Genomic DNA, 14,570 nt, shown 5'->3' with positions numbered 1-14,570 from the left:
GTATGCAGGAGTGGTATGACCCTGGTGGTCATCCGCTGCTGGCACTGGGTTTTCTGCAGGAATTGAGTATGAATAAGGCCGAACGGCTGTTTTTATTAACCAATTTGCTGCGCAGTAAACGTACGGTGATCACCGCACGTGAGTTAGCAGAACGGTTGGGAGTCAGTGAGCGCACGATTTACCGGGATATCCAGTCGCTGGAGCTATCGGGCATTCCGATCGAGGGGGAAGCCGGGGTCGGCTATCGCATTCGTCATAACTTCGAGTTGCCGCCATTGATGTTCGATGCCGAGGAAATTCTGGCGTTGTTACTGGGCAGCCGTATGGTTCGAGCTTGGGCAGATGCCGGTCTGGCCGCTGGTGCCAGCCGGGCGTTGGCAAAAATTCAGTCGATATTGCCGGATTCCCTCAAGCAAATCGCCGAGCAGCAAAGCCTGATTGTGCCGAATTTCAGTAGTGAGCCAGAAGCCGCTGCGCGAGCGCTGATATTACGCAAAGCCATTGAACGACAATTGCAGGTGCGCATTCAGTATATTCGCGCCGATGGTGAGTTCTCTGAACGGACGTTAGAGCCGCTGGGCCAGATCTTTTGGGGTGGCAAATGGACGCTGATTGCCTGGTGTTGCTTACGTGATAGTTATCGGGAATTCCGGCTTGATCGGATTCAGCAGCTGGAGCCGCTGGAGCAACACTTCACAACCGATGCCAGTAAAAGCTTGCCTCATTATCTTGAATTAGTGAAAGCCCAGTATCACAACAAGCAGACGCAAGGCTGATAGCTGGTGTTTTGGCCAGCATGGCAGCTGGCACTCCCAGAGGACGGTGTCCGCCAGCGGCTGCGATAAATACGCGAGGCTGATAGCCGTTTGGCCAGCGTGGCAGCTGGCACTCCCAGAGGACGGTATCCGCCAGCGGCTGCGAAAATACGCAAGGCTGATAGCCGTTTGGCCAGCGTGGCAGCTGGCACTCCCAGAGGACGGTGTCCGCCAGCGGCTGCGATAAATACGCGAGGCTGATAGCCGACGTTAAGGCCAGCGTGGCAGCTGGCACTCCCAGGCATCCGGGAAGGCGGGCCGCTGCGCCCGCCCATGGCTGAGAGCCGTTCTTCGCCACCATGCTATTCAAGCGGGCTGTTTACCTTCCATGGCCAATCCTCCGCATGATCCACCAATCCGGCTTTTAGCGGATTTTCCTGGATATACCGCATGGCGGCATCAAGGTGCTGTTGGCTACGGATATATCGGTCCCAGTAGTCACGCTGCCAAATGCCGGGGGGATATTGAATACCGTTTGCAGTGAGGTACTCACGAATGTGCTTGCCACTCCATGTTTTCCAGCTATGAACAATGGTTGTTAACGACACGTCGTCGATGACTTCAATCAGCACATGTACGTGGTTCGGCATGATCACGCCGCCAAGCAGTCGATAACGTTGGCCGTGAAAATATTGCCAGTTATTGAGAATAGTGGTCGCGATTGAGGGAATTTTGAGGAGGCATGAGCCATAACCAGCATCCAACTGCCGTTCGATATATTGGCGATAAGCAGGAGTATTTTTCGGGGCAAGGTTGAGGGTTTTCAGTGGCAGCGAGTCAGCCAGGCGGTAAGTGATCATTTGATGGATTGGCCCATCCAGATGCGGCAGGCTCGTACGATAGTGTGTTCGACTCATGGCATCGTCCTTGATTCATGGTACGCACAATATAGCGTTGGAAAGCATGGCAGGCCAGAGTTACAAGTGGCACATTGATACAAACGCAACATTTTGGCCAGCGTGGCAGCTGGCACTCCCAGAGGACGGTTTTGGCCAGCGTGGCAGCTGGCACTCCCGGACTCATGTGTTTGTGCGGTGCGGTTAAAATCCTATCTGTACGCTGGCTCCGGCCAGATCGAGTTGTTGGCGGTCGAACAGGAAGCGCTGGTAGCGTATGCCAATGCCCACTTCAGTGTTGAGCTGGTAGTCGAGCCCCAGCCCTCCCATCGGGGCGGTGCCGGAGTCGAGGTGGCTGTTGAGGTCATCGCGACGGGTATCCACTTCGCCACTCCAGCGATACAGCCCCAGTTCAAACGAGAGTGTCAGCTGGTTATTGATGGCGTCGCTAAAGCGCTGGCTAAGTACGATGCCGGAGCCGCCCACCGGGTGATGTCGGCGCAGGCTGGTTTTGAGGTCGTTGGGGGCGGCGTTGGCACTGAGATCCGTGCTGGCTGCTCCCATGTCGAGATAACGAATTTCTGCGGCATACCCCGGTAAGTAGCGATAGCCGATACCCATATCAAAGGCGGTGCGCTTGGCGTCGTAGTCGGTCACGGTGGCATCAAGGCCATCGGTCTGTAGCTGACTTTGCAGTTCGCCGCCGCTTTGGCTGCTATGCGCCCGGTAAAGGCCAATGGTGACGTAACCCTTGTCTTTGTCGAGGCCAAGGTCTTCAAGCCAGTGGCTGTCGTACTCGCTCGCCGGTGTGGCTGCCTCAACCGTTGCAGTTGGCATCAGTAACGCCAATCCCAACACGCCTGCCAACGGCAATATCACCGCAGGCAACGCGGATCGGTGAGTCCCTGGACGACGGCGGTAACCACAACTGGCAACAGCAGCCAGCAGCAGTAATCCTAGCCCGCCCAAACTACCGCCACTGCGGTCGGCTCGGGTGCTGATGTCTGCCAGCGCTTGGGTCTGGTCCGCGCGTAATATCGACACGGCTCCCGGATCTTCTACTGCACCGTTCACTTCGTTATCGGCGTCGTTCGGGCCACCGTCTTCAATGGTCAGCTGCACACAGAAATCTCCTTCGGTCAGTCCTGCCACCCAGCTGCTATCTCCCGGAGGTGGGCAATAGCCAAGGCTGCCGGCGCTGGAGTAAATGTGGTTATTGGTATCGCTGACAAAGCTGTTCCAGCGACCATTCTGGAACTTGCGATAGACGGCATTGGCCGGAATTTGCTGAGTTTGTGGTACGACTATGCTGACGCTCTGGCCCATGGTCGGCAGGTCGTGGATTTCGAAATCGAAGACACCGCCTTTCGGTTCAAAATCGTCGTCTGCACCCAGATCCTGTTGCGCCGCAACATCGTCATCGCTCAATCGAGCACCACCGCTGCTGCCCATGATGGCGAACTGACCCAGTCGGCACAGCACGCCAGGGTCACATTCCACCAGGAAGCCGTCGGTTTCGCTGGCAGTTTCTGGCAGCAGGTTGCTCTGGGCAATGTTGTCGAGGTAGTCCGGAATGCCGTCATCATCGCTGTCGGCGGTGCCTTCGTCGGCATCGACGATACCGTCACCATCGCTGTCATCACTGCCAGATAGTACCGGTGCCGATGCTTCGACCCGGAAGTAGATGCGGGCGATATCGGCAGCACCCTGGCTGTCATCGACCCGTACCTGCACGTTGTAACGACCACTGCTTAATTCGGACGGATCAAAAACCAGTGTGGTGTTGGTCAGGCTGCCATCGGTATCCACCAAGGCGCTGTGGCTGCTGGCCCAGTCGAAACGGTGGGTATCTTGCAGGTTGGCGTCGGTCACACGGACCGTCGCCGTCACCATACCGCCATCACGTGCCACCAATACGGTATTGCTACCGCCCTGCTGCAACACCATGCTGGCCGCTGGCGCGAGGTTTTGCTCGCCTATCGTTATGGTCACGCGGTGGCTGGCTCCAGCGTTAATGTCGTGAATATCAGGGGCACTTGGGTCGTAACCACCACCGAGGTCGTCGCTCTCGGTGGTGTCGTCATCCAGGGCCAGTACCAGAATCTCTGCTCCTTCGGAGATGCCATCATCGGTGAGCTGGAAGCTGATCCGGGCCTCGGTACTGTCTGCTGTGAAAATGACGCTGCCAGCACTGAGATTATGGTCGGCGCTGTCCGCCGTACTGCTGGCACTGTCAATCCGATAAGGCACTTCGAACGGGTAATCCGGTGCACTGCCGTTCAGTACTACGTCGACCTCGACATTACCGCCTTCGACACTGGCGATATCGCGGCTGAAGGACACCAGCGGGCGTACCCGCAAGGTCTGGGTCGTGGTACTGGTATTACCCTTGGCATCGGTGGCGCTGTAGGTCACCGTGTGAATACCCGGACGCATCCGTAAACTGCCACCTTTCAGGCCCAGTACGCTGGTGTTGCAGCAACCAGGGCCGTCGACGTTGTCGCTGGTCATTGCTGCCAGGGCTGCACTGGTATCACTCACACCGAGCAGGTCCGCCACACTAACGCGAGTGAAGACTCCGGTCGCATCGACAATGGCATCCGCTGGTGGTGTGATCATTGGCGGCGTGGTATCGAGGTAGTCACTGCTGTTGCTCGGGTCAGTGCCGTCTTGCTGTTCCTGGCCATTGGGGATGGTATCGCCATCACTGTCGGCCAAGGCATCACTGTCATCGAACGGATCAAAACCGTAGCGGGTTTCATAGTCGTCCGACATGCCGTCGTTATCGTCATCACTGTCGTCAGCGTTGGCAATGCCATCGCTATCGTTATCACCGATCACGACAAGGCTGAAGGCGGGCAATGAGCCGGTAGGATTCACCGTACCACGGTCATCTGCCGTCATCACGATACCGCTGTAGCTGCCTTCATCGCCAACCGCCGGGGTGCCGGTCAGCTTACCGGTAGTCGAATTGATCACTAGCCAGGCCGGTGCGCCACTGAGTGTGAAGTTAAAGCTGCTGCTGTCGCTATCCACCACGGTGGGGGTAAAGCTGAAGGTACTTCCTTCCAGAACGCTGCTGGCCGGTGTACCGGATAGCAGCGGCGCATCGTTCACCGCCGCAACGCTCAGGCTGACGCTGGCAACGGCGGAGGTGCCAGCTTCGTTATCTGACAGCTGGTAGGTAAAGCTGTCACTGCCGTAGTAGTCGCTATCCGGTGTGTAGGTCAAGCTGCCATCGGCGTTGTCGACCAGGGTTCCGTGGCTGACATCCGTAGCAATCACGATACTGCTGAGGTCGAGGCTACCATCGATATCGCTGTCGTTTGCAGCCACGTCGATCACCACCGCACTGTCTTCGCTGGTGCTGGCGCTGTCGTTATTGGCCAGTGGCTCGTCGTTGACAGCAGTGATTGTCATCACAACCGTCGCCGTATTTGACCAGGCACCACTGTCATCCTGCACCCGGTAGCTGAGGCTGTCGGCACCGTTAAAGTCGGCATCTGGGGTATAGTTGATCACGCCGCTGAGCACGCTTGCGATGCCCTGGGCTGGTGGTTCCACCAGCACCAGAGTCGCAGCCTGTATTGAGCCATCTACATCGCTGTCGTTGCCCAAGGCGTTGATGTTGAGGCTGGCGTCTTCCAGCAGGGTCACGTTGTCGTTGCTGGCGACAGGGGCATCGTTCACGGCAGTAATCGTCAGGCTGACGGTCGCGACATTGGAAGTGGCATCGCTATCGTCTTTCACCACATAGGTAAAGCTGTCGCTGCCGTTGAAATCTGCCGCAGGGCGATACGTGATTTCACCGCTGCTGGCATCCACGGTGATAGTGCCGTGTGCCGGAGAACTAACAACCGTTACCTTCGAGCTGTCCAGCGTACCGTCGATATCCGTGTCGTTGCCGATAACGTCAATCACCAGCTCGGTGTCCTCGGCGGTCGAGCCGGTATCGGCAGCCGCCACTGGCGCATCGTTCACGCCACTGACGTTGATGATCAGAGTCGCGACATTAGAGGTTGCACCGTGCTGGTCTTTGATCTGGTAAGTCAGTGAATCAGAGCCGTTAAAGTTGGCAGCTGGTGTGTACTCAATCTGGCCAGACACCACGCTGGCACTACCTTCCGCAGCTGCACTGACAATGGTCAGGGTAGTGGTATCAACACTGTCACTGTTATCAACATCGGTGTCGTTATTAGCAACGTTGATGGTCACTGCGGTGTCTTCCGCTGTCGTTGCCACATCGGCGACAGCGACGGGGGCGTCATTGACAGCCGCAACGGCGATGCTGACGGTTATATCACCCGAACTGCCACTGTAAATATCATCCACCGCGTAGGTGAAAGAATCCACACCGTTAAAGTCGGCTAACGGTGTATAGGTAATCACACCGTTGGCGGTGTTGACACTGGCCGAACCATGAGCCGGAGCATGAGTAACGGTTACACTGGCAGCGTTGAGCGTGGAATCCACATCGCCATCGTTGGCCAACACGTTAATGTCTACCGCAGTATCTTCCTGGGTACTGCCGCTGTCGGCCCCTCCGGTCGGGTTGTTGTTGGCCACCGTAAAGTTGAGTTCGCTGGCGACACTCAATCCGGCCCAGCCATTAAGCGCGGCATCCACCAGCAGGCCACTGTCAGCCAGCAGGTAATAACGATGGGTTGGCGTCCAGTTAGCCGCCGGGGTAATGGTCACTTGTGTGCCACTGATAACCACCTGCCCAGAGCCAACGGCAATGGCTTCCACCAGCGTATCGCCATCCGCATCGTACAGCTGGAAGTTGCCCGTGGTTGCGCTCACCGCCTCGCTCAGAGTCAGCACAATGCGGCTATTGTACTGCACACTGCTGGCGTCATCCGCCGGGGTTGAACTGCTGAGAACCGGATCAGCGACATCCAGCGTACTGGTATCGGTAACCGCCGTCGCGCTGTTACCCGCAACATCGGTCAGTATCACGCTGAGGGTCAGGGTGCCGTCATTCAGGCCTGACAGGTCGATACCGCTAACCTGTTCAGCAGCACTGCTGACGGTGCCAGAGCCAGTGACGGCGGTACCGCCACCACTGGAGCTGATGGAGTAGCTATAACTGCCAGCGACTTCGGCGCTGGCAAAGGTGAAGCTGACGGCGCTGTATTCACCAGAGCCAATCAGAGAGTCGTCGAACGCTACGCTGTGGCCGGAGGGTGCGCTGGTGTCCAGAGTACTGGTTGCCGTGACGGCACCAGCCGCGTTGTCAGCGCTGTCGGTTAAGAACAGCGAGACCGTCAGAGTGCCGTCAGCAAGGCCGGAAACATCGATTGCGGTGAGTGGTTCGCTGGCACTGGTTACCGTACCGCTGCCGGTTACTGCAGTACCGCCGCCGCTGGATGAGATCGAATAACGGTAAGCCGCTCCGACTTCGGCGCTGGCCATGGTCACACTGATCGAGCTGGCTTCAGTGCTGTTGATCAGACTGTCGTCGAAGCTGATGCTGTGACCGGAAGGTACTGTGGTATCCACCGTCGCCGTATCGGTCACAGCCGTGGCCGGATTCCCGGCGCTGTCGGTCAGAATGACAGACAGGGTCAGGGTGCCATCACCAAAGGATGCCAGATTAGTACTGCTGCTCTGCTCCGCTGCAGTGCTGACGGTTCCGGTAAGACCATCCAGGGTGATGCCATTCAAGGTATAGCTGTATTCATAGTCGGTACCTGTTTCGGCATTGGCGAAACTGAAGGATACCGAACCCACTTCGGTCGCGTTGTACACCGTATCGTTCAGGCTGACGCTATGGCCTGTTGGCACAGCGACATCCAGCGTACTGGTATCGGTAACCGCCGTCGCGCTATTACCCGCAACGTCGGTCAGTATCACGCGGAGGGTCAGGGTGCCGTCATTCAGGCCTGACAGGTCGATACCGCTAACCTGTTCAGCAGCGCTGCTGACGGTGCCAGAGCCAGTGACGGCGGTACCGCCACCACTGGAGCTGATGGAGTAGCTATAACTGCCAGCGACTTCGGCGCTGGCAAAGGTGAAGCTGACGGCGCTGTATTCACCAGAGCCAATCAGAGAGTCGTCGAACGCTACGCTGTGGCCGGAGGGTGCGCTGGTGTCGACCGTGGCATTACTGCTGTCTGTCGCGCTGGCGTTATTACCGGCGTTGTCGGTCGCGGTGGCGCTGATATTCAGCAGCGTGCCATCGGTTGAGCTGCTGGTAATGCTGTAGCTGGCGCTCCAGATACCGCTGTTGTTTGATGCCACCACGGCAGAACCACCACCAAAGGCGACGAAATTCATCGTCACACTGCTGATGGTGTCGCTGTTGTTGTCGCCAGCGGCGGTATTGTTCCAGCGGGCGGTCAGGGTATCTCCGGCAATAAATACACCACCGCTACCGGATGCACCGGAGATCGACAGGTTGCCGTCCGTTATGGTGGGAGCCATGTTATCCACTGTGGCATTGGTGCTGTCGGCGCTGGTGGTGCTGTTACCGGCATTGTCGATCGCCGTCAGGGAAATATTGCGGTTACTGCTGTCAATGGCACCACTGACAAGTGTGTAAGTCGCGCTCCAGCTACCGGCGCTGTTTGATGCCACTACGGCGGCACCACCAAAGGCGGAGAAATTGACACTGACGCTGCTGATGGTGTCGCTGTTGTTGTCACCACCGGCGGTGTTGTTCCAGCGGGCGGTAACGGTATCGCCCGCACGGAAAGCGCCGCCGATACCGGAGGCGCCAGAGATCGACAGGTTAGTGTCGGTGACGATGGGAGCAATATTATCTACGCTGGCGTTGGTCGTATCCGCTGTCGTGGCATGACCGCTGCTGTTGGTCGCTGTCACTGAGACATTACGATTGCTGCTGTCGATGGCTCCGGCGGTGAGGGTATAAGTGGCAATCCAGCTGCCCGATGACTCACTCGCACTGATGGCAGCGCCACCGCCAAACGGGCTGAAGTCGACCGTCACAGCGCTGACGCCGGTATTGTTGTCGCCACTGCTGGTGTTGTTCCAGCTGGCGGAAATGGTATCGCCAATGACGTAAGTTCCGCCGGTACCGGAGGCACCCGAGATGCTGATATGAGCATCTGTTAACGTCGGCACATTGGTCGCCGTCAGCTGGCTGCTGTTGGTGGTTGTCAAGCTGCCGGAACTGGCCTGCAGGTTAAAGGTTTCGCTACTGCTGCCCGAGGTGGTGTAGGTAATTTGCATCGCTGTAAAGGTAGCGACCCCGGACGACGGGGTCAGGCTAACCGTGGCAGCACTGCCATCGGTATCGCCAGTGGTCGTCATCAGCGCTGAGCCAGCGCCGTTCACTTCCGCCAAACGGATATCGCTGCTATAGCCGGTATCGACATAACCGTTGGCATCGACGGCTTTCACCACCGGCACGGTCGTCAGGCTTTTGGCTTCGCCACTGCTGACCGTTAACGGCGCAGGCTGAGTGGTCAATTGCAGTTGCGTGGCCACCACATCGGTAAACAGCAGGCTGGTACTCACGGTGCTTAAATTACTGCCGATACCATCCTGATCATTAAACGTTACGATCAGCGCCTGGCCATCGGTGGCGGTGGTATTGGTCAGACTGGTGAATGTCGCTACCCCGGCCACTGCCGTGACGCTGTTATTGGTGAGCACATTACCGGGGTTTATGCCTTCGTCGGCGCCTGTTACCACTTCGGTAAAATCGCTATCGATATTGCCGAACGCATCTTCCGCAGCGACAACCGGCTGGGTGGTCATGGCCATACCGGACACCAGCCCCGCAGCCTGGGTTGTGAGCCTCAAGCCGGTGGCGGTGACATCAACTGTGGTGCCGGAGCTGTTGGAAACGGCACTGGTGGCCCCCATGGAGGTCCCGCCGGATATGGTGACGTCGGTGTCGCCATCCATACTGAGGATCATGGTGTGATCTTCGGTCAAGCCGGTGTTGTCGTTGTAATAGCCATTAATTGTGTAGATCTCGCTGCCACCATCGGCAATCGAAAGACTCAGACCTGAAAAGGTAATGGTGTCGTTCGCGCTGCTATAAACCCCAGTGACGTTGCTGGCATCTGCGCCGTTCAAACGCCAAGTGACCTTAGCCCGTTCGGCATCGCTACTGGTGCCCGATACATTGACCACCAGCTGGCTGATTTCCATTGCCAGACCGTCACTGCTGGCGCCATCGGAGAGCGTAAAGTCGAACAGATCCACTGCTTCGCCAACGCTATCCACAGTGGTATCCAGCCCCACCGGCTCAGTCACTCCGGCGGCGGGTGTCAGACTGCCATCGCTGTCGGCCGGGCTGGTAGGGGTCACATAGCCAGCAATAGTGCCTGTGTGGTAGTGGATTTCCCAGTCACTGGAATTTTCCGACACCAGCATGATGCGATCGGCGGTGCTGTTCACCGCAAAGCGGTCGTTCATCCAACCGTCGAGTTCAAAATCAAAACCATCGACCCAGTCGCTGCCGTTGTAGCTGTTGATGAAGTATTTGCTATCGCCGTAGTTGGCGAAGTAATACACACCGTTGTCATACTCCATGCCATAGACCCACGGCGTACTGTGCCCTGCATGGGTGATCGCCGTACTGACCCAGCTGCCAGAGGCATTGGTAACATAGTAGGAAGCACCACCGGTTTGGTCTGAATACGCGTAGTGAATCTTGTTGCTGCTGTCGATCAGCACATTCGCCATACGATAGACTTTGGCATCGTCCTTACCGTTGAGGATTTTGGTCGAAGCGCTGAAGCCATCGCTGGATGACTCCATGTAATAGTTGTCCTCACCATTGTTCTGCGAGTCTTCACGGCGGTAGAACACGGTCGCGGTGCCACTGCTGTCGGCCACGACATAGGTATCGTGAGCCTCATCCGTGCCATTGCCAGCAACCACGACATTGGTTTTAACCCAGCTACCACTCTTGTTGGTGGCGTAATCCACCTGATAGCCAGAGCCGTTGTAGACTTTCCAGGAGACGTGAACGTCATCGTTGGCGTCGACAAACACATCCACTTCATCCACCGAATTGCCGGTCTCGGCTATTTTGGTGAAGCTCCAGCTGCTGCCATTGTAATAGCCATAGAAGGGATCGCCGGTGTTGGCATAGTTGGTTTCGGTGGCGCTGAAAACGGCGTGAATATGGCCGTTACTGTCGAAGTCATAATCAACGCGCTGTTCATTGCCCCAGCTGACGTAAGCGCGACCCGAGATGGCACTGGCATTAAACGAGGTGTAATTGGAGAAACCGGCACCGTTCCAGAGCAGGAAGGTAATGTCGTCACCGCTGCTGCCATCTTTGGAATAGCCGAGGTAATAATTACCGCTGTCATCCACACGGATTTTGGGAAATTTCCAGGTGCCATCAGCCGAGATCAGGCCGGTCTCATAGGCCGGATTGACCTGAGTCGAGGCAGAAGTGACTTCACTGCTGCCATCCACGGCCGCCAGATAAACCAGATAATACTTGCTGGCATCCAGGCCACTAAAACTCAGCGTGGTGCTGTTGGCCGCCGCCCCGCTGGTCGTTTGCAGCGCCGCATTATTGTCGCCATCGGTTCCGGCAATCACCTGGGCAGGTGTCGGGGCGGTTTTATTGCTCTCCACCAGCACAGCGTACACGGTGGCCGATTCACTCATGCTGACACTGACATCAAAACTGCTGCTGGTTTTGTTCAGGATACTGGTGGCCATCACCACCGGCGCGCTCACCCCGGTGTGCCAGGTGCCACTCCAACTTATTTCACAACTGGCCTGATTCAGGGATGTATAAGTGTTGGTGTAATACACACTGCCCCAGGTGAAATGACAGTGATCGAATGGGCTGTCGCTGGCAAAATATTTGCGTCCCAACAAGGTGCCAGACAACGCCGCCGTAGCCTTGGGTTGTGACCCAAGCCGTTGGTTTTGCTGTAAAAAAGCCAGTATTCCGGCGTCGTCAGACAACGTATTCTCTGACAACGTATTCTCTGACAACGTAGCGCCAGTATTATCCAGTGCCCTGCCAGATGTCTGGCCACGTCGAAAGGCATCAAACGCGCTCCGTGGCATCTCGTACTGCTCGGAAGCAGCGGCGTCGATCTGCAACGCTTGATCAGCCACCACAATGGTCGCCCCCCGTGCCAATCGGCGACTGCTGCTGTGACTGGCAGAGCGGCTCATGCTCGCCGGTGCCGCAAAGGCTCCGGCCATGGCAATCAACGGTAATGCCAAGGCGGCCTTGCGTAACGGCTGCGAAGTGGAAGACGGTTCTCGGGATACGGGTTTGTTGGTATTCATATACACGCCTCAGGACGCAGCGGTTGCATCGGGGGATGACAAAAATGGTTACGCATCCGTGGATGTGACGGCTCAATAATTTCGGGGAAGCAACAGCCGGTAAGTACTGCTACGTCGTAGATTTGCTCAACGTTGCCGGTAAAGCGGATCTGGCCAATTTCAGACAGGTCATCGAGATTGAAGAACCACAAGCCCGACAGAGTTTCATCATACTTTTGTGCCAGTGGCGCTGGCCGAGAAACATCCGTCTGTCGCACGCGGGATAGCCCCATCACCAGAATCGGGCCATGGAAATCCATGCCTCGGGTAAAACCAGGGACTTCCGCCAACACCCGGTTCTCACCGCTGGCCGGGTCGTAACAACACAGCTGGCCCAGACCGGAATGGCAGTAGTACACCTTGCCGCGATACCAGCGCGGGGAGTGCGGCATGGCCAGGCCAGCGACCAGAATTTCGTTCCGTTGCACATCCATCAAGGTGCCATTAAAGCCCTCGCCATCGCGCCATTTACCGCGTTCATCGGCGGTCGAAAAGGTGGTCACGTAGGCGGGTTGGCCGTCTTTCAGGGTCATACCGTTCAGATGACAGCGATCTTCCGCAACCAGCGCACTGATAAAAGGCGGCTTCCAGCGCGGTACAAAGCTGTAGCGGGGATCGAGTGAACTGAGACAGGAAAAGCTCGAGTTCACCACCCATAAGCCGTCGTTGCCCCACTCCACATCGTGGATATTGATCATGCCGGTGTAATGGCTGGAGCGAGCGATAAAACAGGCATCGACACGGCTGTCGACCGGCTCATACAGCGAGGTTTGATAAGCCTCGAACGCCTCCTCCTCTGACGATTTTGCCGCACCCGCAGCAGGCTGGGGCGCGGCAACCTGGCCATTGTTTTGCAGCAGCAGTCGCGGGGCCGTCACATCGTCTTCAATGCGCTTCAGCGGCTGTTTGATCTGTGGCAGCAAGCCGTCTTCACGCTGGAATTGCAGTACCTGGGTGAAGATCCCCAATGTCAGGCCGTTACTATCGGCCGTTAGCCCCATTGGCCGGGGGAAGTGTTTAAAATTGACATCCAGTGTGACGCCGTCAGTGCGCACCAGCATCAGCCGTTGCGCCTGATAGGAAGTAAATGCCAGCGAGATATTCAGGTGCTTGAGCAGGGCCGGCAAGTTGGCGGAATATTCACAGCCAAAATCTGCTTCCGGCTCAGCAGCAGCGCCAGTAGCAAGCGGTGATTCCAGCGCCGGATTGATAAACGTCATGGGTACTTCCTGACTAGGGGTGTAAGTGACAAGCCGAACTCAGGTAAGCCGGAAACAGAGGCAACCGCAGTAGCAACGCCTGCCGGTTCAGAAATAACAGCGGGGTCAGGCGTACCAGCAGAGGAAGCAACAGGCATGGGAGCAGGCAATAAATCCGCCAGCCGCTGCTGCAGCGCGGACAACGGCATGTCCGGTTCCGTGGCAATAATCAGCGCCGCCAGTCCTGACACAATGGCGGCCGCCAGCGAGGTGCCACCAAAGGCCTGGTAGCCGCCCGCAATATCCGTACTGTCGAGCGGCAGGCCGAAGGCATAAAAATCCACCGTCGGCCCATAATTACTGTGTGGCAGCCGTTGCTGTCGAAGACCAAGCGCCCCCACCACAATCGCCTCAGGAATAGCCGCTTCCGAGCTATGAGGTGTAATCAACCGACCTTCGTTACCGGCCGCAAACACCACCGGCAACCCTCTGCCAGCGCGCCCCCAACGAGCCAGGTCGCGCACCACATCCTGCACTGGCTCCAGCAACAAACGGGTGGTCCAGCTGCAATTAATGACATCGGCGCGAGACATGGCCGCCAGCTGAAAAGCCAGCAAGGTATTGGAAGTCCAGCTGTCGGGCTGGCGAATGCCAATCAAACCGGCATTCGGCACCAGCCCCTTCAGGCCATGACCGTCGTGGGCGGCAAACAACACCCCGGCAACCCGAGTGCCGTGAGTATCCTGGGAGTTCTGCGGAGCTACGTTTAGCTGCTGCGATGCGGTATCGTATAAAAACGTCGGTGACAGCTGTACAAACTGTGGGTGGTTCAACGCAAAGCCGTCGTCAATCACCGCGACCTTGACGCCCTGACCCTGAGTGAATTGCCACAACGCCGCCAATCCATTGACCTGGTAATGACCGGATGAGTGAAGATCCGTCGTCTCGTCGCCAGCCTTGTCGCGCAACTGCAAGAGATCGGGCTGTACCCGTTCAACACCGGGAATGTCGGCCACCGCAGCCAGCATCTCCGCGATGTCCACACCCGGACTTAACGCCACCAGCCAATACTGATAATCGTGACCCAAAAACAGCGCACTGACGTTATCAATACCCGCTGCCGCTGCAATACGTTGCTTGGGGAAATCTGCGGCTACCCGTACGACCAAACGCCGAGCCACCATGACCCGTTGTTGTGACGCCTCAACCTGATACACCTGCTCACCCACAGCATGCAGCACAACCGGGGTGGCAAAATTCTCAAACTGCAGAGTAGCAGCCGACTGTGTCGTCACTGGCATTGCTGCCTGCGCTAACACACTCGCCCACATACCCATCAAGATCCAACAGCATTTCACCATCTACGGCCTCACCGACACCACAGGCACGCCAGCGCTGCCCTCTACCAAGCCAAGCAGAGGATTCTGGGTTCAGCAAGA

5 protein-coding genes are annotated in these 14,570 nt (G+C 57.2%); 1 reads left to right on the top strand and 4 read right to left on the bottom strand.

Features of this window, described 5'->3' with window-relative positions; translation table 11 throughout:
* The first annotated feature begins 2 nt into the window (after positions 1 to 2).
* Positions 3 to 776: a helix-turn-helix transcriptional regulator gene (locus SOJ49_RS00330; protein ID WP_369856255.1), complete on the top strand. Its 774-nt coding sequence runs from the start codon at positions 3 to 5 to the stop codon at positions 774 to 776.
* A gap of 341 nt (positions 777 to 1,117) precedes the next feature.
* Here the strand turns inward: SOJ49_RS00330 and SOJ49_RS00325 are convergent, their stop codons facing one another.
* The 4 genes from SOJ49_RS00325 to SOJ49_RS00310 all read right to left on the bottom strand — a co-directional run bounded on the left by SOJ49_RS00325 (position 1,118) and on the right by SOJ49_RS00310 (position 14,432).
* Positions 1,118 to 1,672: a transposase gene (locus tag SOJ49_RS00325; RefSeq protein WP_369856254.1), complete on the bottom strand. Its 555-nt coding sequence runs from the start codon at positions 1,670 to 1,672 to the stop codon at positions 1,118 to 1,120.
* 183 nt (positions 1,673 to 1,855) lie between these two features.
* Positions 1,856 to 11,893: a tandem-95 repeat protein gene (locus tag SOJ49_RS00320; protein ID WP_369856253.1), complete on the bottom strand. Its 10,038-nt coding sequence runs from the start codon at positions 11,891 to 11,893 to the stop codon at positions 1,856 to 1,858.
* Positions 11,890 to 13,152 (bottom strand): TIGR03032 family protein, encoded by a 1,263-nt coding sequence (locus SOJ49_RS00315; RefSeq protein ID WP_369856252.1) that lies wholly within the window; start codon positions 13,150 to 13,152, stop codon positions 11,890 to 11,892. The genes SOJ49_RS00320 and SOJ49_RS00315 overlap by 4 nt, the downstream gene beginning before the upstream one ends.
* Positions 13,149 to 14,432 carry a S8 family serine peptidase gene (locus SOJ49_RS00310; RefSeq protein WP_369856251.1) on the bottom strand — a complete coding sequence of 428 codons (1,284 nt, stop codon included), beginning with the start codon at positions 14,430 to 14,432 and terminating at the stop codon, positions 13,149 to 13,151. The genes SOJ49_RS00315 and SOJ49_RS00310 overlap by 4 nt, the downstream gene beginning before the upstream one ends.
* Positions 14,433 to 14,570 lie beyond the last annotated feature (138 nt).

Source organism: Candidatus Thalassolituus haligoni (assembly GCF_041222825.1).
Lineage (GTDB): Bacteria > Pseudomonadota > Gammaproteobacteria > Pseudomonadales > Oceanobacteraceae > Oceanobacter > Oceanobacter antarcticus.
This window is presented reverse-complemented; position numbering and strand designations above follow the sequence as displayed.